This is a genomic window from Paenibacillus sp. FSL R5-0341 (assembly GCF_037975235.1).
GTDB lineage: Bacteria > Bacillota > Bacilli > Paenibacillales > Paenibacillaceae > Paenibacillus > Paenibacillus amylolyticus_A.
This window is the reverse complement of sequence record NZ_CP150241.1, coordinates 3160398-3179057: the sequence shown is the minus strand read 5'-3', so window position 1 is coordinate 3179057 and position 18660 is coordinate 3160398. Positions and strand designations below refer to the sequence as shown.

Below are 18660 nucleotides of genomic sequence, written 5' to 3'. Positions count from 1 at the left end.
AAAGCTAAATTAGTTCCTTATATGAGTAAAGTGAATGAGAACGTTAGTGCTCTTTTGGCTTGTTGGTTGTATACCACGCGTTAACTTCCGATGTAATCTGATCTCCACCCAGCTTGCGCCAGTTCTCTACAAATCGATCAAACTCATCTATTGGCTTACCGAGAATAATGTTCATATAAGCTTCAAGCTGAAGATCCCGAAGAATAATCTGTCGATCAACCATCGTGTCCGTAATACCGCCCGTGAACTCATCATAGAGAAGTTGGCCGTTTTTCTCATATGAATCTGCAATGCTAAAGGCACCCGAAGGTCCATAGGTTTGTTTCCAACCCCAGCCGCTATCCACACCTTCCGATTCATAGGCTGCAATTCGTTTGTGAATGGCGAGAGCTTCATTCTGGAGAACAGAGAAGTCTCCTGTGCTTCTGGCATCACGGATTTGTTTGTAGGCATCTATATTTTTATTACCGGGAAAAGGCGTAACCGGTGAGAGCATCCACACGGCTCGGGAATCATCATTGTAATAGGTTTCGTACTCTGCCTCATCCCCCCAGTTCGTTTCGAGATGCAGATTCATGAGCTTAACGACAACTTCCGGGTTAGAGAACCCTTTTTTTACAGCAAAGTATTGCCCTGTGTTAGAACGGAGAGGTACCTTCAGGTCTCTGCCTGACTTCGCAGCAATTGGATATGCCTGCCATTCTACATCTGTATCTGTAGCCCGTGTAGTCTGAAGCATAAAGGATGTCCACTGTTCGCCGTAGAGCATCCCTATTCTCCCATCCTGAACCATACGAAACGCCTTGCTGCCACTTTTGTAACCAAAATCTGGATCAAATTGGCCTTCGAGATACATCGTTTGCAATACTTGCAGCGCCTCGCGAACTTCAGGCTGTATGCCTCCATAAGTGAGGTTTCCTTCTGCATCTTTGACCCATATATTAGGGAAGGCACCATATCCGGACATGAATCCAGCAGCTCCCATAACGGGATCCCATAAATGATTCGTTAGAGCCAGTCCGTACGTATTCTGCTCTCCGTTCCCGTCGGGATCTCTCTGTGTAAACGCTTTCGATATTTGAAGCACATCTTCCAGCGTTTCAGGCGGCCGTAGCCCCAGATGCTCCAACCAATCGGTTCTAATCCACAGGTACTGCGCAGTCTCAATGGAGGAAGATGATTCGGGAATCGCCATAAGTTTGCCGTCAATGGTTGCCGCGTCGAATGCTCCTCTTCCCTCCGCCTCCAAAATACGCTTTGTTAGTGGGGAAGCGTACTCTTGGTACACATCGGTTAAATCTTCGATCATTCCAGCATTGCTTAGTTGTCTAAGTTGATATGGATTCACTTTGACCATATCCGGGAAACGTCCTGCAGCGAGGGATACACCCAGCTTCTGACTGTACACATCCCCGTTCGCAATCCAGTCATAATGAATTTGAATACCTAGTTCTTTCTCGTACAAACGAGTCCAACGATTATCCAGCATCGTCTCACCAGGCAACTGGTTAATCATTCGCTCAAGGTCATCTCCAGTTTCCCTGACAAAAGAGACCTCTATGGGAGGAGAATACCTCTCAATCGTAGAGGGAAGTTGAATCTGCTGCCCATCTGGCTGCGGATGATATTGTTTGGAGTTCCCTTCGGTATGACCTGCTGGTATGGACACAGCAAGAAACAGAATGAAGGTCCATCTTGTTATGTCCAGACATCTCTTATACATGATGACATGCCCCCAGTTCGGTTTGAACATCTCTCTTCTCTCTGTCGATTTGAATCCATATCATTGTACAACAACTTATACCCATTGAATACGAAAAGCCGCTGTTCGGCGGCTTTTACAAATTCTCACTGTTCTCATCATTGTGCTCAATCAGGATGAATCACGCGATATTCGAAACTCGAAAAATCAGCTGTTCCTCCAACCATTTCAGTTGAATATAGGAACAACCCTATCCGGCAACCCATAAAATGATCCAGTTTATATATCATTTTATGGGCAATCCCTATCTCTACCCATTCAGTTCCATCGAAGTAGGCAAAAGAGCACTCATCCAGATTGTTCTCAAAATTTCCGTATGCTTTCAGTTTAACTACGGGGGCTGATACCGGAACACGTGAATGTTCAGCAGCAGGCTCCTGATCGATCAGATTACCAAATATCGTTGAATCTACACTATCTCTAGCATGCATGACCAAGTAAAACTTACCTTCCTGTCTCGTAAGAGCGATCATACCGTATGAACCGATCAGGAAACACAGTCCCGCAAAATCTCCATCCTTCAGATGACTGCCATCCAGCGTGACCGTTGCTTCGCAAGCGGGCCCCATGGAACGCTGGGTTAGTGTGTTTACGGCAAACGTCAGATTTGGGCTGATCTGTCCAGTACGAACACGATAAACTCCCGGTTTCTCTGAAACGGACCAGAGTTCATCATGAGGTGTATGATTCCATTGCCAAAAATCGCGTAGGCGTACACTTCCATCTTCTTCAGCTTCATAATTGAAACGGTCGCTGCCTACCAACGGGTTATAACGGTGCTCAGGTCTGGTGCTTGGGATATCAATCTGTTTCGGAGCTTTGCTTGCAAATACCGGAGTATTTTGATCAAAATGTAGCGGAACCAAAACAGGAATGCGGCCAACAGCCCCATGATCCTGAAAAAGCATTGCATACCAGTCCCCATCCGACGTATCCACGATGCCGCCTTGAGCAATACCTGAATTGAAATAACCCATATCATCATTGAATACTTCCCCACCCGTGAAGACACCTTCAAGTGAGTCAGCCATGTAAAATGCCTGTGTTCTTCGCCCGGAAGCTTTCGTGATATGAATCAGAAACACCATATACTTACCATTGATCTTGTAGAAATGTGCTCCTTCATAACCAAGGTGGTAAGGCTGCTCGTCTTTTACGATCAAACGATGCAATCCACCAGGTTTGGGCCCAGACAGATCAGCGCTTAATTCGGTCAGATAGATCTCGGTATTACCGTAAACGAGATATATCCGTTCATCATCGTCGAAAAATAAGGAGCAATCATGGTAGAAACCTTCTACGATCTGCTTTTTCCATACTCCCAAGATGGAGGTGGATGTGTATAAGTATGTTTTTCGGGTATCATTCGCGACAAAGATCACATAGAACATCCCTTGATGATAACGAAGGGATGCAGCCCACATGCCTTTGCTATAAATGTGCTGACCATTCTCCAGCCGCTGGGCTGGTGTGTCGTCAAGCCTATCATATACATAGGTGGCTACTTCCCAATGAATGAGATCATATGAACGCAGAATGACACATCCCGGCATCATGTGCATAGTTGTACTGACCATATAATATGTGTCCTCTACACGAATGACGTCAAGATCCGGGTAATCGGCCCAAATAATTGGATTCGGATACATGCTTCAATTACACCTCATTTTGTCTATTAAACTTCCATTCTCGTAATAGGATGGTCGAGCTGTCTGTTGAACCATTAAACATAATATACAAGTCATGCTCACCTTGCGCACCCGTAACTTCAGTTGTTAGCTCCACCCAGTGAAGTGATCCGGTCGCGGAAGGGATAATCAGCTCTCCAATTAACGGTCCGTCTGAACGATCAAGCCGAAGCTCTAACACACCTTCGGTTGCTTGATTCAAAATAAGGGCTTTGAAGATTGTAGGTCCCTCACTACCAAAGTCGACGTTCGATATAGCGATCCAACTGTCACTTTGCAACTTAGCAGAAATCACATTCGAATCTGATGCTGCCATCTCAGCAGACGTCTCATTCGAGTTAAGACATTGCTCTGTTGATACGCCGCTACTCCACCCAATCGTCGAACCAGTCACCTGTTGATAGGGATCGAACCACTTGATCTGATCTACGCCCTGATAATCTGCTTGCACCTTCTTGATCCGACCAGAGGTTTCGTCATGTTCCACTCGATTGAGATGCGTTGAGCGGTAACCTTCCGGTATATTCATGGCTTGGCACAACGTCTGGGCATGGTAGGCAATGTACCACTGATCCGCCAGTTGGAATATAGCATGATGGTTGTTGCCGCCAACATCAAAAAAGTGACCCGGATTCTGAAGCAACGTTCCCTGATATGTCCATGGTCCCATTGGCTGAACGCTAGTCATATATGCGATTTCACCGGGTGGTGGATCTCCCTCTAGCCGATCACCCTCGTCAAAATTGGAGCAATACGTATAGTAGTACATATTATTATATTTATGTATTCCTGAATCCTCAAACATATATGGCGCCGGGATGACCTTTGCTTTGCCAACAACGCTGATCATATCATCTCCCAATCGCATCACTCTTGCCGTGTCCGGTCTCTCGGCCTTCCCCTCTGGAATACCACCACCGAAGTATATGTAGGCTTGGTGATCGTCATCTACGAACACAGCAGGATCGAATAACCAGGTCACTTCTTCTACTCCCGAAGTCTCTCTTGTAATGAGTGCTTTTCCTATAGGATCTACCCATGGACCTACAGGTGTTGGTGCGGACAATACACCGATTCCACTGGCATTATTTGCGAAATATAAAAAGAAGCGGTCTTTACCTTCAATAATTCGATGAGCAGCGGCCGGGGCCCAGGATTGCGAAGCCCATGTCGCAGCACCTTGAGGTCCAGCAACTCTAATCTCGCCATGATCCGTCCAATTGACCAAATCATCTGAAGAAATCACCGTAATCCGATTGATTGAACTATAACTGTTTTTCTGAGGAAGACCATCCTGATCATATTCCAGCTTATCGCTAGTCATATATAAGTAGACTCGATTGTTAAATACCAAAGCATAGGGATCGGCTCCGAATTTGTGGGCCATCAGAGGGTTACCGTTGGGATGAAGCTTTCCAATCTCTCCTCTAACACTCTTCAGATTGGCTGACGGGTCTTGCTTTTGCACATTAGCATGTGATGTAGAATTATGATTCATCGAAAGAATCCCCCTGTAAACGTATTAATCTTCACATTACTCCGAAAGCGTTTGCAATACAAAAGGTATCATGATAGGATGATTACATTTTAAGGTAAGCTGAATACAATTTCATTGCGTAAAGCGCTCTATTTATTGCGTGAAATGACGGGAGGTGCTTCATGAGTGGATCCTCTGAGTGTTTCTATGACCCTATCCAGCCTGAATTCCTGTATCTACACCGCGTAACTACGTATAAGCTGGATACCATTTACCATCGCCATAATGCATATGAGATCTATCTGTTTCTTCGTGGCAACGTTCATTTCTATGTAGATAATCGATGCTATCATGTGCAGCCGGGGGATCTACTTGTGATGTCACCTGAGGAGATGCACCGAGCCTTTATTCTGGATGAATCTGAGTATGAACGAATAACCATCAATCTCAAAAAAACATATTTATATCAGTTGTCTACACCATCAACCAATTTATCATCATGTTTTGATCATCGCCCCAAAGGGACAGGCAACATCGTACATTTAGACGATTATAACTTGAAACAGATGCTGCAATGGACGAACGAACTGGAAGAATTGCTTGCTTCTGATACTTATGGCACCGACATCAAAATAAATGCAGCCGTAGCCCAATTATTACTCATGATTAACGTCTGGTTTCATAACAATTCCTTTGTTCCCCATGACATTATGCCTGAACTGGTTCGTGAAACCATGGATTATATTGAAATACATCTACATCAAGACATTACACTTCGCAAACTTGCCGAAGAGTTCTATATGAACAGCACCTACATTAGCCGCCAATTTAAGAAACATACCGGATTGACGATCCGGTCCTACATGTTGGGTCGCCGTATTGAACGGGCCAAATTCCACCTGTCTGAAGGAATGAGTATTACGGATGCGTGCTTTCAGTCGGGATTCAGTGACTATGCCAATTTTATTCGCAGTTTTACCAAAATGGTCGGCATCTCCCCGGGTAGATATATCAAACGACGGCGTGATGCGATGGAGGCATTACCAAGATCATGACCGGCTTATTCAATGAAAGCAAAAAAAACATCGAGCCATCCTGCATGGCTCGATGTTTTCTTTACAGGATCGGGAGTTGAATCTGATCCGTTTATTATGATCATATCTGTTAGTTAATTGATCTCTTTTCCAGTCCACAGTCTAACGCGATCTTTAATCCACTCTGTATACTGCTGTTCCATGCCTACTGCACCTGCATTATCAAGTTCAGCAATCATATTGTCATATATGCCTTCAAAAGCACTCGGAGAGGATGTAATCGCTTCGGCGATCCGTTTCTGAATAATATCCTGTGTTTTCTGATACACCACATTATAATCTCCGCTATCAGATGGAATCGGCATATTGTAAGCCGCGCCCCACTCTTTTACCGGGAATTCCTCTTCGGAAGGGAACAAGTCCTTCCAGGTCGTGATGCCATAGCCTTTCAGAGCTTCTTTTTCCTCATCAGAATAACTTTGCTGAATCTGTTCGGGATAATTGGTTGTATAGTAGTTATCCGTTGAATCTTTAACACCATCTCCGTAATGAGCACCAAAAATGTAGTACAAACCTACGCCGGTTTCTTTGGTAAATGTGTTATTGTCTTTGTTTTTACGTTCCTGTACATCTGCCGGGATGGTGCGAACACCGTCTTCCACGTTATATTGCTCGCCTTCAACGCCCCAGTTTCTCAATACTTGCCCTTCTTCGGAAGACATCCAATCCAAAAATTTGATGGCCCGGACAGGATCTTCACAATCGACCGTTATGCCAATGCCATAACCGTCAAAACCAATATTTTGGAAGTCTTTGCGCTGAAAACTGTCATCCAGTGTTACCGGATAGAATCCGTAGGTCATGTCGTCTTTCCCTGCACTTTTCAGCGCATTTTCCGCATCACTGAATCCCCAGTTTGGATCAAGCAAAGAAAGCACGCGTCCGCTGGCGATTTTCGATTTGTACTGGTCATCTTTTTGAACAAAACTGTCTTTGTCCAGCAACCCTTCATTGTACATCTTGTTCAACCACCGGAAATATTCCTTTTCCTCTGGCCGCTTGTAATGGAGAACAGCCTCGTAAGTGTCAGGATCGATGAAATACTCCCCATCTCCAGGGCCACCCGTAGACATGGCAGCTGGATCGGTAACCGTGATCATTCGCCGCCATCCATCTGCACTAAGCGTCAGTGGAATTGTAGGTTGGCCATCTTCTGTTGTCGGATTCTTCTCGTAAAAGTCACGTAGCACATTTTCGAAATCGTTTAAGGTTTTGATCTCAGGATACCCGAGTTCCTTGACTACACGATGTTGAATAGCCGCACCGTTCGTGGCATCGAAGCTAACTTGATCGATTGCACCGTTGGTTGGAATCCAATAGATTGAAGGATCATCATTGCTGTATTTCAACCGATTGAAGTGCTCACCGTAGATTTTTTTCAAATTGGGGGCATGTTCTTCGATCAGCTCCGTCAAATCAACCATTGCACCAGCATCAACGAGTCTGGTTAAGTTGCCTTTGGGGAAGATCAGGTCGGGATAATCACCACTGGCAGCCATCAGGGAGATACGGTCGTTGCCGCCTCCGCTCGAGATATCGAATTCTGCATCAATGCTTACACCGGTTTCTTCCGTAATTTTCTTCCCTACAGCATCTTGCATTTTGTTCCAGTTGGGACTTGCATCTGCGCCGAAAAAGCTAAATGTAATCGGACTGTTGGGATCACTGGTATTTGATTCGGAATTCTCTGCAGCATTTCCGCAACCAGCGGAAACTAGCACAACACTTGTTACGAGACAAGCTCCTAGCACTTTTGATACGGCTCTCATTATTTCTCTGCCCCCTAGATGTTGTTATTCGTGTTAACTAATGCAGACAATACGATGGTTCACTTCGGAATAGTATACGCTTACATATCCAAGCGTTAACAAACGATTAAAATCCTGCCTATCCTATTCCATGCTTAAAGTATAAGGAAGTCTATTAACTCCAACCTTGATTATTAAGCCATGAAAATAGCATGATCTAGACATGAGTCTCAGTCAAACTGTAGTGGAAAACCAAAAAAGCGATGGTTGCCCATCGCCTCATAATCCCAATAATACTTTTCAATAATATAGTTCCAACGTGAATCCTTGGATCTCTGCTTCAACTTCCCGCAACAATTCCATGACTTGGTCAGCGTAATCTCCAAGAATCTCTTTGCTCTTCTCGAACCCGATCCATTGAAAAGTAAGCGGCATGCTTACAGCGCCAGTCAAGACATCCCATAGTGCGTCCAAATTGCCTCCATAGCTCTCATCTAACTCAAGCTGGTTTTGAAGACTTTGATGAAGCTCTTCCTTGCTGTGAAAATCGTTTCCGTTAATCTGAATGATGCTCATAGCAATCCCTCCATTTATTTTAACTGTTCAAATGACTTATAATGATCTGTCGTCTGGTAGATTAGACCATCATTCGAGTATAGAATTCGATCGCTTCCGCGCCGACCTCCTGAGTAATTTATATCGGCTTCGTACCAGATACGGCCTTTTTTGTTGGGGAGTAATCCTTCCCGGTTTCTGAATACGTCACCGCCGATGCTTTTGCCTGGAGCCACTTCATGCAGGTTCCCTTCACTTGGTTCCCATCCCAGATCCCTGGCCTCTTTCTTGGTAATGTAATTTGGCGGGAGTTCATTGTGCTCAGAGATATAGTCGGCAACCTCATCAAATCCCATATCCTCCGAAACTTGAGGTGAGCCGAGATCAAGCAGTGACTGTGAAGTACAGCCCGAGAACAATAATGCGGCGATGATGATCAATAGTGTGTAAGCGAATTTTTTGAAAAACATAATCTTTTCTCCTTTTACTGTCTTACTCTTGCTGTCCTTCGTTTTGCTGCTACTTCGATGACAGTGCTTCTAATGTTAACGATTAGTGGTAATTAAAGCAATTCTTTAAACAAAAAAAGCCGCTAAAATAGCGACTTCGATTGTACCACGTAATTTATCCATTCAATACATTCATTTAATAGTTTAATTTAAAGTATCCATCCAGTTCTCCAGTGCTGCGACAACCTCTTCCAACTGCTTTTCTTCCGTAATAACAGGTTGATTATCTCCTTTTTGCATACCGTATGAGCCAAATTGACCGTGATTACCACCCTCGATACTTACATATGTCGTTTTTTCCGGAAGATTTGCTTTGGAGTTCTCCCAGTCTTCCCAGTTAAGCACTCCGTCGTCCGAGCCTGTAATCTGTAAGATAGACAAGTCTGTATTCTTCAAGCTACCCCCTTCGTCTGCATAAGAAGCCAAGAAAAAGACGCCTTCCAAATTCTCCTTGTGCTCCGCGGCATACCGTGCTGCGAATGACCCGCCCAATGAATGGCCGCCAATAACAAACGCTTCGTTAGGATGTTCCTCGATAAAGGAGTCAGCCTTGTTTTGACCGAAAATCGCCAAGTTTATCGGCATGTTCGCGATGTATACACGGTGACCCTGCTCTGCCATTTCTCTGGCAAGTGGAGAATAACTTTCAGGTTTAACTAGACCGCCCGGATAAAAAATAATATTCGGTTCGGTTACCTCTGTACCCAAGGGTTCAAACCGGTAACCGTCCTTAATCTTGGTGACATTAACCTGAGCATCGCTTGTCATCGCCGTTTCAGCTCGCTCAGAAGGACTATACGTAACCGAATTGAGATATACGAAAACTCCGGCCACGATGATAACGATGGACAAGATTGTCCACATGATTATCTTTTTCCATTTGTTTGTACGTTGTGCTGTCTTCAACCCTAAAACCACCTTGTCATGAGGATAATGTGTTGCCTTTTTTAACTCTTTATAAATTATACTTACCGGTAAGTATAATTACAAGTGATTTTGCTTACTATCGTTATTTGTCATAAAATATTCATGGAGGGAAGTCCAATGACAAAAAAATCACCCAAACGTTTGCCTGGAAGACCGAAACTTGGCGACGAAGATATCTCTATTCAGCAAACCATTATTCAAACGGCTTCAAAGCTATTCATGGAGTATGGCTACGAAACGGTCACGCTTCAGCAAATTGGCCAAGCATGTAGCGTGTCAAAGCCAACCATTTATTATCATTTTACCAGCAAACCAGAGCTTTTTAAGGTTGCCTTTACAACGATGCTACACAATGTGAGTCAATTAACCTCGCAGATGCTTGATCAGGCGGAGAATTTGGAGTCGGGGCTTGTTCGTCTGGCAGAGGCCAGATTGGGCAATCCACATGCAGAGATTGAAACTATGCTCAGAAAAGCTGAGCCTTTTCTCGACTATGCTCAAATTCAGGATATACGCAACGCGGAGCATCAGATTCACGAGGTGTTAGCCGCTCATTTCCAACGGGCAATCGATGAAAATAGACTTCGGACGGAAGATCCGTTTTTCCTAGCAGAGACCTTCTCGACTTTAATGCTTATGGGTAATCGGGAAGATAACCTGCACAAATATGGTTCGAATTTTTCATTGGCCCAAAAGCTAGTAGAACTTTTCATTCGCGGAGCGCAGTAAAAATTCAGGGCAACAAGGAGAACTGATATGAATATCCCCAGAGGAACCTATGGGTTTCGATTCGCCGAAGACAAGGAGCTCCAGCTGTGTGTAATGTTTGCGGCTGGATGTGATTCAATAACCGATCCTTCTTATCATTGGGATGGACTCGAGCGTTCGGACGGACCTCTCCTGTTGTTCCAATATACAATTTCAGGTGAAGGTGTATTTGAGTCGAATAATCGTATTCATCATGTTACCGCAGGACAAGCTTTTTTAGCAGAAATTCCAGGCCCACATCGCTATTACTACCATCCAGCATCAAAAGAACCTTGGGAGTTTCTGTTCCTGCTGTTCAGGCCCACTCTTATTCTACCCCATTGGCGAAAATTTCTTCGTGAAGCGGGAGAAGTTCCCTATCTTCCCGCTGATTGTACACCGATCCGACTGTTGCGGATGATCGTGACTGATGCGGCTGCAGGCCGAATTACTGATCCTCTGATCGCATCATCCAGCGTGTATCAGTTCATGACAGAATTAACCCGACTACAGAAAACAACATTGCACAACAGGGAAAATTGGTCTGAGAACATTCAAATAGCGGTTGAATACATAGAAAACAATTACTCCAAGATGATCAGTATCGATCACCTTGCCGAGCAGGTTTCCCTTTCCAAATATCACTTTATACGTCGCTTTTCCTCCAGTACAGGCTTGACGCCAGGTGCTTATCTGACCCGTGTACGCACTGAGAAAGCGATGGAACTGCTGCGCGGAACTACCCTTAGTGTTGAAGTCATCGCCGAACAAGTCGGCTATTCCAGTGGAAGTTATTTTATCAAAGCCTTTCGCAGCATAACCGGGGTTACGCCAGGTGAATTTCGTAGTGGCGGAGAAAGCCTTGTGTACCGTAAATTGTTCTTTGACTAACCGCAATATTTTGCTATTCTACACTCAACATTACTGTAGATATTAATAAAATCCTTTATTATGATGAATTTAGCGAGAGCAATAATTAATCCATAAAGGAGCCTTACCATGAATCATACGCTTGCAGCATCAACTCCACCGCTTGGCTGGAACAGCTGGGATTGTTACGGTGCAGCCGTTACGGAAGACGAAATCCGTGGCAACGCCGAGTACATGGCAGAACATCTTAAAGACTTCGGCTGGAGCTACATTACGGTCGATATTCAATGGTACGAACCTTTGGCCAATTCTTCGCAATATCGTCCGTTCGTTCCACTAATTATGGATGAATATTCACGGCTTATGCCTGCTGAGAATCGCTTTCCTTCCGCTGCAAATGGACAGGGATTTAAGCCATTAGCCGATTACGTTCATAGTCTTGGACTGCAATTCGGCATTCACATCATGCGCGGTATTCCACGTCAGGCTGCACATGCGGCTACTCCGATTCTGGGTACAACCGCCACTGCGCGCGATATTGCTCATCCGAACTCCATCTGTCCCTGGAATACGGATATGTATGGTGTCGATAGCTCAAAAGAAGGCGCACAGGCCTATTACGATTCGCTTTTTGAACTGTATGCACAATGGGGCGTTGACTTGGTTAAAGTAGACGATATTGCTGCTTCAAGGCTCTATGACACCCATCAGCCTGAGATCGAAATGATATCCAAAGCGATTGAGCGCTCTGGTCGGCCAATGGTACTGAGTCTCTCTCCCGGCCCTGCTCCGGTAGAATACTCCGAATTCTTAGCCGAACATGCCAACATGTGGCGGGTCACGGACGATTTCTGGGACCTTTGGCCGCTGTTATTGGATATGTTCGACCGCTGCCGCACATGGCAAGGCGTTCCCCAAGCAGGCTGCTGGCCAGACTGTGATATGTTGCCTTTGGGTCATATCGGCATCCGTTCTGTAGACGGGGGTGGTGCGGATCGCTGGACTCGGTTCACACCTGACGAGCAGCTGACGATGATGTCGCTGTGGAGCATCTTCCGTTCCCCGCTCATCTTCGGTGGTGAGCTGCGAGATAATGATGACTGGACACTGTCCCTGTTAACCAATCGTGAGGTTCTGCGAATGCATCGCGAGAGCTACGGAGCCAAAGAAGCCTTACGCAAAGACGATCTTATTGTGTGGACTGCCCTGCATGCGGATGGTTCCTCTTACGTCGCTGTGTTTAACATCGGTGAGAATGCTCTACCTGTGGATCAGTCTATTGAGGAAATCGGCCTCTCGGGCATTACGAAAGGTACCGAATTGTGGAGCGGAGAAGCAGCTGAATTTAGTGAGAACTCCTTAGCTGCGACTGTGCCAGCGCATGGTGTGCGGCTGTATCAGTTTTCCTAAACTCACAAAAGAAAAAGAGAGATCTGTCGTTCATTAGACAGACCTCTCTTTCATTTCATGTTCATCGTTAAGATGCACTCGAATGATGAACAGTTTTGGACTTACGCCCAAATTGCAGCATATATAACATGGTCATCGCAATAACAAACAAAGCGAGCACAATAAAAATATTACTGTACACAAAAGCTGTCTTATCTTGAATCAAAGGGTTCAGTTGAAGCGTGGTTTTTCCCCCGTCAAGCACCTTTCCTAGGGCAGCAGTAGACACAGACACTGCAATGAAGTTAAACATGGATAGCAACCCCATCCCGATTCCAATTTGCTCTTTGGGAAGCGTCTGAGCAATGGTATTTGAGATCGCAATTTGCATATAAGACTGACCCAGAACACCAAAAACAAGAAAAAAGGAAATCAAGACAGGTGTAGCACCTACAACTAATGATAGGCTTATGAAACCAACAACAAGTAGTGAAGATGCCGTATGCTGAATATGCTTTGTTTTGAAAAACAGCGGGTTTCACAAACGGCACTTCCGCATAACGAATGCGCATAATGAACAGTATTAATAAGACCATCCCGATTAATAGGCACCATGCATTAGATTGGGTTAATGCGAGCAAAAGTGTAGCAACCGTTCCTGCTAATAACGCTCCGCCCAAATAATCCATTTTTTCACTGCCGCCTCTTTCATCATCCATGTATTTTCGATAAAAAGGTAGCGCAGCAAGAGAAAGCAATGGGATTACAAAAAGAAATTGCCAACTTAAAGCACTCGATACAAATCCGGCTACGATCGGAGCAAGAGCATTTCCAAGAGCAATACCAATGGCGGAGGTACCCAACGCTTGCCCGCGTTTCTCCGGTGCGAAGTATCGAACGGGAATAATCATGGCCAATGCAGGTATGACCGCTGCACCAGCAGCTTGTACGATCCGTGCAACAATAACCATCCAATACTCTGTAGCCACAATCCCCAGAAGAGAGCCTGCTGCCAATATCCAAAGACCAAATGAAATTAGACCCTTTATGCTGTATTTATCGGTAAGTTTCCCGTAAGTAACAGTACCTATCGCATATACAATCAAATACCCTGTAACGATCCAACTCGCTTGAGAAGCAGTAAGTTGGAACTCTTTGCCAATCACAGGTAATACAACATTAAACATCATTCCATTCATGACTGATATGATCAGTGTGAAAACAAGAACACGGAGCAATAACGCTTCTTTATTGGTGTTCATCATACTCTCCTCAATTCTTTTGAAAATAAATTGTCTGTCAGTACTTACTGTCATTAAAAACTTTAAAAAAACTAGGGAGTTAATGCCCTAGTAAACGTCCACACACTCTCTGTAATGATGCCTTCCAATGAGAGCCCTGGAAAAAGCACATCTTCTTCGAGATTATTTATGAATACGCCATAATTCAATGACATGAATGAAAAAGCTTGCAGTTCAGGATTGATTTGAACCAACTTTCCTTTATCAAACATGATATTAAAGTAATTGGTTAGAATCTCCAAAAGTTGTTGAGGATGCTTTACCGTTCTCTCTCTATAACCGGGTAGATGCTCTACTTCCTTCAGGCTAATCATAAACAATTTGCGGTTACGGTTCATGATATTATGATATGTCTTGCTGATCAACAACAAATCTGTATACAGATCCCATACGAGTTTTTCATTGAAGATCCTTGTCATCTCTTCTGCATAATGATATTGGTCAAAGGCAGTCTCTAACAAGTTTTGTTTGGTTCCAAAGTGCCGAAACAAGGTTTTTTCACTTAGTCCGGCTGTTGTAGCTATTTCCTGTGTCGTCACACTTTTATAGCCTTTTTTTGAAATTAAATCGATGGCCGTCAACATTAAGTTTTCTTTACTGCTTAGATTGCTGCTAATGGACATGTCTATATCCCCTCCTTCCTGAATGTCAGTAACCACTGTCATTGATGCAATAATAACTAAAGAGTTTTTTGTTGTCAAGGTACGAATCGACAAGCTACCTTCATGATGCCCTTCTGTTCATACTTCCGTTTTCTTGATGGAGACGACGGCTTTTCCTTTCACACGACCTTCTCCAATATCCCGAATGGCTTGAGCCGCTTCACTTAATGCGTACTCCCGATAAACAATCGGCACGACTTGGCCTGATTCAACAAGTTCTTTCCATACCTCTTGATCCTCATGATTCGGTTTATGAATGAGAAGTATTATTTGCTTATAATTAAGCCTGGCAACAATAGGAGCTGACATCAGATTGAGAAGAATTTGCCACATTTGACCTCCAATCATCACATATCTGCCCCCCTTAACTAATGCACGTTTCACAGCAAAAACCGAATGCTTGCCAATAACATCCAGAATCAGGTCGTATTGCACTCCTTTTGCAGTGAAATCAGCTTTCCTATAGTCCAACACATAGTCAGCTCCCACAGCGAGTAACATATCGAGCTTTTCAGCACTGTCAACGCCAGTCACCTCAGCCCCAAGCAATTTGGCATATTGGATGGCAAATGTTCCGACTCCGCCACCGGCGCCATTAATCAGAACACGCTGTCCCTTTTGCAGCTCCCCCCGATCACGTAGACCTTGCAAAGCCAGAACGGCTGCCTGAGGAATAGCTGCTGCCTGCACATAGTTGATACCCGCAGGTTTGGGTGTCAAGGCATTCTCAGCCGCACATACATATTCCGCGAATCCACCCCAGCCGCAACCGGAAAGATCTCCGAACACCTTGTCTCCTGGTTTGAACCGTGTAGCTGAAGCTCCAACGGCGATTACACGCCCTGCGACATCTGCGCCAAGAATTCGATAACGAGGCTGTCGGACTGCGCCGATGCGGTTAACGAATGGCTTCCCATGAAGGAGATCCCAGTCCCAGGAGTTTACCGAAGTGGCATGGACCTCAATTAACACTTCATGATCCTTGGGCATAGGGATGGCTAGTTTTTCTAATCGAAGGACTTCTGGTGTTCCGTAGGTATCATATACCAATGCATTCATGGTGTTATTTCCCCGTTCTTGGGGTAATCCAGCATTATTCGTTTTTTCGCCCATGATCAGTCTCCATTCGATAGACATATGTGTATCCATGGTCCATTACGCATACCCAATCTTCCTGTCAAACAATGGATACGTTGAATATATTCAGCGGTTTCATTTGTTGAAGATTTAGAATGTTGAAATGATTAAATTGCGAGATCATCCATGGCTTGAACAGCTAGCCGGAAGGCTTTAATCCTTCTCTCCAGTAGAGTCTTTTGAGGGCTACCTTCTTTGGACTTGAGATACATGCTCTCAAGGGATGGAAACAATCCAATCAAGACAAGGCGGGCTTCTGCTATATCTTCCTTGGTGTATGAATGAGCTTTTTGATTCCAGACATTTTCCAATAACGCTGCGCCGATATGCAGAGCTTTGAGGCGTTTTTGTAATAAGGTAGTATTTGAACTTTTCTGGATCATATTTGCTAGAGCATTTTCCGATTTGCGGATGGTTGATTGAAAGGCTTTGATGGATTCCAGTTGAACTTCTTGTGACACATTTTCCATGGAGTACAGACCTCGCTTTCTTCGCTTATTTGGTTGGTCTTTTAAGAAAGGAGCGCTACCTATAATATCACCTCATAAATATAACAAAAAAAGCCGCTTAAAATAGCGACTTTCAATGTGTTCATTCTCGATTCAGTTCTAGAGTACCTTCTCCAAAAAGCTGATCGTCCGTTCATTCTTCGGATTTCCAAATATCTCTTCCGGAGTGCCCTGCTCGACGATATAACCACCGTCCATGAAGATCACACGATCAGCTACTTCGCGGGCAAAACCCATCTCATGGGTAACGATCATCATCGTCATGCCTTCGCTCGCGAGGTCTTTCATAACACCAAGCACTTCTCCTACCATCTCAGGGTCGAGCGCCGAAGTTGGTTCATCAAATAACATAACGTCCGGATTCATAGCAAGCGCACGAGCGATAGCTACACGTTGTTTTTGTCCACCTGACAGTTGTGTTGGGAAGCTCTCTGCTTTATCAGACAGACCCACACGCTCAAGTAATTTGAGTGCTGTATCACGCGCCTGCTGGGCATTTAATATCCCGAGTTCTCTGGGCGCAAACATGATGTTTTTAAGTACACTAAAATGAGGGAACAAGTTAAAATGTTGAAATACCATGCCAATATTTTCACGAGCCTTGTTCAGGTTGGTTTTAGGGTCATTCAGATCCTGATCATCCACGATAACCCGGCCTGCCGTAATGGCATCTAATTGATTGATACAGCGCAAGAAGGTACTTTTTCCCGAACCGGAAGGCCCGATGACACAGACAACTTCTCCTTCGTTGACCGCCACATCAATTCCCTTGAGAACCTGATTTGTGCCGAAACTTTTCTTCAAACCTTCAACTTTTATTTTAGCCACGACGAACCTTCACCTCCAGATAATCAGCAATTTTGGTCAATGTGATGATAACAATCAGGTACATAACCGCAACCGTTAACCAAATATCAAAAGAGGAGAACGTTCTTGCAATAACAATTTTACCCGATTGTGTCAACTCTACGAGACCAATAACGGACAAGATTGACGTATCCTTCAACGTGATAACCATCTGGTTAATGAAGGACGGAATCATAACCCGCACTGCCTGCGGAATGACGATCTTTATCATCGCTTTGCGATAAGGAAGGCCCAATGAACGAGCAGCTTCCATCTGACCACGATCAATCGATTGAATCCCGCCTCGGATAATCTCGGTTACGTACGCCCCTGCATTCAGACTAAGTGTCAGAATAGCCGCCAGGAACAATGGCATCGTGAAGCCCATCGCCTGTGGAATCCCGAAATAAATAAAGAATGCCAGGACAATCAGCGGAATGCCGCGGAAGATATCTACAAATACAGTGGCAACACCACGAAGGAATTTGTTCTGTCCCACCTTCATAAATCCGAAAATCAGACCGATGATAAACGCGAAGAACAGGGACACAATCGTGTATAAAAGTGTGTTTCCCAGACCTTTAAAAAGTGCAGGAAGAGATTTCTGAATTAGCTCCCAGCGACCTTGATTAGCAACAGTCGGAGCGTTCTCACCAAGATATGTCTCGGTAATGCGTTTATACTCACCGTTAGCTTTGATATTGGCGAGACCTGTATTAAACATCTCCAGAAGCTCCTGGTTTTTCCCCTTGCTTACTGCAAAACCATAAGGAGCGCCATCTTCTTTGTCGGTAACAATTTTCAAACCGTTGTTCTGATTAACCCCATAGGCCAGTACAGGATAATCTTCAAAACAGGCTATGGAATTACCGGTTTTTACATCCTCATACATTTGGTATGACTCATCAAACGGAACGATCGTAAATCCATACTCTGAAGCAATGGACTCTGCAAAACTAAACCCTTCTGTTCCGGTTTTCACGGCTACCTTCTGCCCACGAAGGTCTTCATAACTCTTAATTGCGTCATTGTTGGCACTAACACCCATAACGACACCTGATTCAAAATAAGTATCAGAAAAATCAAATTTTGCTTTTCGCTCATCCGTAATACTCATCCCTGCGATCACACCATCGACTTGATTCGCCTCAAGTGCCTGTACAGCTGCGTTAAATCCCAGGGATTTGATTTGATACTTGAAATTTTGATCTTTGGCGATGGCATCCAGCAAATCCATGTCGATACCAACAAAATCACCATTCTCATCTTCATATTCGAATGGAGCAAATGTGACATCAGTTCCGATAACATAGGTTTTACCGGAATCGGACGCTGCTGCAGCGTTCCCTACCCATCCTGATAGACCGCTCACCAGGAGCAGCATCAGTGAAAGTATAAAAAATGAGATCTTCGTTGTTTTCATGTGTCCTCCCCGTCTC

Annotated in this window: 16 protein-coding genes and 1 pseudogene; 4 read left to right on the top strand and 13 right to left on the bottom strand. The window is 44.5% G+C overall.

Annotated elements, in window-relative coordinates; translation table 11 throughout:
* Window positions 1–43: 43 nt before the first annotated feature.
* From MKX75_RS14260 to MKX75_RS14250, 3 genes are all read right to left on the bottom strand, one after another.
* Window positions 44–1723 carry an extracellular solute-binding protein gene (locus MKX75_RS14260; protein WP_339170159.1) on the bottom strand — a complete coding sequence of 560 codons (1680 nt, stop codon included), beginning with the start codon at window positions 1721–1723 and terminating at the stop codon, window positions 44–46.
* A gap of 146 nt (window positions 1724–1869) precedes the next feature.
* Window positions 1870–3411, bottom strand: coding sequence for a glycoside hydrolase 43 family protein (locus MKX75_RS14255; protein ID WP_339170157.1), 1542 nt, complete (start codon window positions 3409–3411; stop codon window positions 1870–1872).
* 7 nt (window positions 3412–3418) lie between these two features.
* Window positions 3419–4948, bottom strand: coding sequence for a glycoside hydrolase family 43 protein (locus tag MKX75_RS14250; protein WP_339170154.1), 1530 nt, complete (start codon window positions 4946–4948; stop codon window positions 3419–3421).
* Window positions 4949–5109: 161 nt separating this feature from the next.
* Between MKX75_RS14250 and MKX75_RS14245 the strand changes: the two genes are divergently transcribed.
* On the top strand, window positions 5110–5982 hold the full coding sequence (locus MKX75_RS14245) for an AraC family transcriptional regulator (RefSeq protein WP_339170152.1): 873 nt from the start codon (window positions 5110–5112) through the stop codon (window positions 5980–5982).
* Between the two features lie 113 nt (window positions 5983–6095).
* Here MKX75_RS14245 and MKX75_RS14240 read toward each other — a convergent pair whose 3' ends face one another.
* From MKX75_RS14240 to MKX75_RS14225, 4 genes are all read right to left on the bottom strand, one after another.
* Window positions 6096–7790 carry an ABC transporter substrate-binding protein gene (locus MKX75_RS14240; RefSeq protein ID WP_339170150.1) on the bottom strand — a complete coding sequence of 565 codons (1695 nt, stop codon included), beginning with the start codon at window positions 7788–7790 and terminating at the stop codon, window positions 6096–6098.
* A 279-nt stretch (window positions 7791–8069) separates the two neighbouring features.
* Window positions 8070–8345 (bottom strand): barstar family protein, encoded by a 276-nt coding sequence (locus MKX75_RS14235; RefSeq protein ID WP_062834405.1) that lies wholly within the window; start codon window positions 8343–8345, stop codon window positions 8070–8072.
* A 14-nt stretch (window positions 8346–8359) separates the two neighbouring features.
* Entirely contained in the window at window positions 8360–8794 is a 435-nt protein-coding gene (locus MKX75_RS14230; RefSeq protein ID WP_339170147.1) for a ribonuclease domain-containing protein, read from the bottom strand.
* 183 nt (window positions 8795–8977) lie between these two features.
* Window positions 8978–9739 (bottom strand): alpha/beta hydrolase, encoded by a 762-nt coding sequence (locus tag MKX75_RS14225; RefSeq protein ID WP_082762749.1) that lies wholly within the window; start codon window positions 9737–9739, stop codon window positions 8978–8980.
* A gap of 138 nt (window positions 9740–9877) precedes the next feature.
* Here MKX75_RS14225 and MKX75_RS14220 point away from each other — a divergent pair, with 138 nt between their 5' ends.
* The 3 genes from MKX75_RS14220 to MKX75_RS14210 all read left to right on the top strand — a co-directional run bounded on the left by MKX75_RS14220 (window position 9878) and on the right by MKX75_RS14210 (window position 12787).
* A complete protein-coding gene (locus MKX75_RS14220) occupies window positions 9878–10489 on the top strand; it encodes a TetR/AcrR family transcriptional regulator (RefSeq protein WP_339170144.1) in 612 nt (203 codons plus the stop codon).
* A gap of 27 nt (window positions 10490–10516) precedes the next feature.
* Window positions 10517–11398, top strand: coding sequence for an AraC family transcriptional regulator (locus MKX75_RS14215; RefSeq protein ID WP_339170141.1), 882 nt, complete (start codon window positions 10517–10519; stop codon window positions 11396–11398).
* A 108-nt stretch (window positions 11399–11506) separates the two neighbouring features.
* Window positions 11507–12787 (top strand): glycoside hydrolase family 27 protein, encoded by a 1281-nt coding sequence (locus MKX75_RS14210; RefSeq protein WP_339170140.1) that lies wholly within the window; start codon window positions 11507–11509, stop codon window positions 12785–12787.
* A 67-nt stretch (window positions 12788–12854) separates the two neighbouring features.
* Here MKX75_RS14210 and MKX75_RS14205 read toward each other — a convergent pair.
* From MKX75_RS14205 to MKX75_RS14180, 6 genes and pseudogenes are all read right to left on the bottom strand, one after another.
* Window positions 12855–14028: pseudogene (locus tag MKX75_RS14205) on the bottom strand (MFS transporter).
* Window positions 14029–14099: 71 nt separating this feature from the next.
* Window positions 14100–14690, bottom strand: a complete 591-nt coding sequence (locus MKX75_RS14200; protein WP_339170473.1) for a TetR/AcrR family transcriptional regulator — start codon at window positions 14688–14690, stop codon at window positions 14100–14102.
* A gap of 117 nt (window positions 14691–14807) precedes the next feature.
* The gene (locus MKX75_RS14195) at window positions 14808–15866 is read right to left on the bottom strand and encodes an NAD(P)-dependent alcohol dehydrogenase (protein ID WP_339170139.1); all 1059 of its coding nucleotides are present in this window, start codon (window positions 15864–15866) and stop codon (window positions 14808–14810) included.
* A 107-nt stretch (window positions 15867–15973) separates the two neighbouring features.
* The gene (locus tag MKX75_RS14190; RefSeq protein ID WP_091030558.1) at window positions 15974–16336 is read right to left on the bottom strand and encodes a hypothetical protein; all 363 of its coding nucleotides are present in this window, start codon (window positions 16334–16336) and stop codon (window positions 15974–15976) included.
* A 138-nt stretch (window positions 16337–16474) separates the two neighbouring features.
* The gene (locus tag MKX75_RS14185; RefSeq protein WP_091030560.1) at window positions 16475–17203 is read right to left on the bottom strand and encodes an amino acid ABC transporter ATP-binding protein; all 729 of its coding nucleotides are present in this window, start codon (window positions 17201–17203) and stop codon (window positions 16475–16477) included.
* A complete protein-coding gene (locus MKX75_RS14180) occupies window positions 17196–18644 on the bottom strand; it encodes an amino acid ABC transporter substrate-binding protein/permease (protein WP_339170136.1) in 1449 nt (482 codons plus the stop codon). Before MKX75_RS14180 ends, MKX75_RS14185 begins: the two co-directional genes overlap by 8 nt.
* Window positions 18645–18660: the final 16 nt, after the last annotated feature.